Below are 512 nucleotides of genomic sequence, written 5' to 3'. Positions count from 1 at the left end.
GCTTTCTACAGAGGTTTCAAATTCAGCGACAACGTTTTCCGGAGGGTCGGCCCAGTCGGACGGTAATCCCTGTCCGTATAACCAGGTATCTTTGTTCTCCCTCAACAGTTCTCGGTAACTGAGAAACGCCAGCATTAGGTCTGTTGCCAGCAAGTCATACTGGTAGTATTGCTCAGAGCTTCTTAGCTGGTGAAGCGTTTGCAGTCGCTGATCGAAAAACGGGCTGAGTTCGGCTAATACCACCATCTCTATGATGTCTTCAAACACCTGCCTATCATGAGGCTGCAACCATATCAGTTGATGGCGATTATTGGAGTAGATGGATTCGGTGAGTTGCGGATAACGAAAGGTCTGTTCTACTGACGATGAGGAGCTAATCCAACCTAAGGTATGGAACATGCTTTGTGAATAGGCAGGGACTGAAAGGACGAAATAGACAAGCAAGCCTGCCCATATCGTCCCTTTCTTGCACAAGGTCATAGCTTACACTCAATACCGATACTGGCTTAAGT

General features: G+C 47.3%; 1 pseudogene. It reads right to left on the bottom strand.

From position 1 onward, the window contains the following. Positions 1 to 480, bottom strand: a pseudogene (locus tag AB4585_RS27765) (hypothetical protein); the annotation flags it as partial. Positions 481 to 512: the final 32 nt, after the last annotated feature.

Source organism: Vibrio sp. 10N.222.49.C9 (assembly GCF_041474985.1).
GTDB classification, from domain to species: domain Bacteria; phylum Pseudomonadota; class Gammaproteobacteria; order Enterobacterales; family Vibrionaceae; genus Vibrio; species Vibrio crassostreae_C.
The sequence above is the reverse complement of the archived record's forward strand: the minus strand, read 5'-3'. Positions and strand labels throughout refer to the sequence as shown.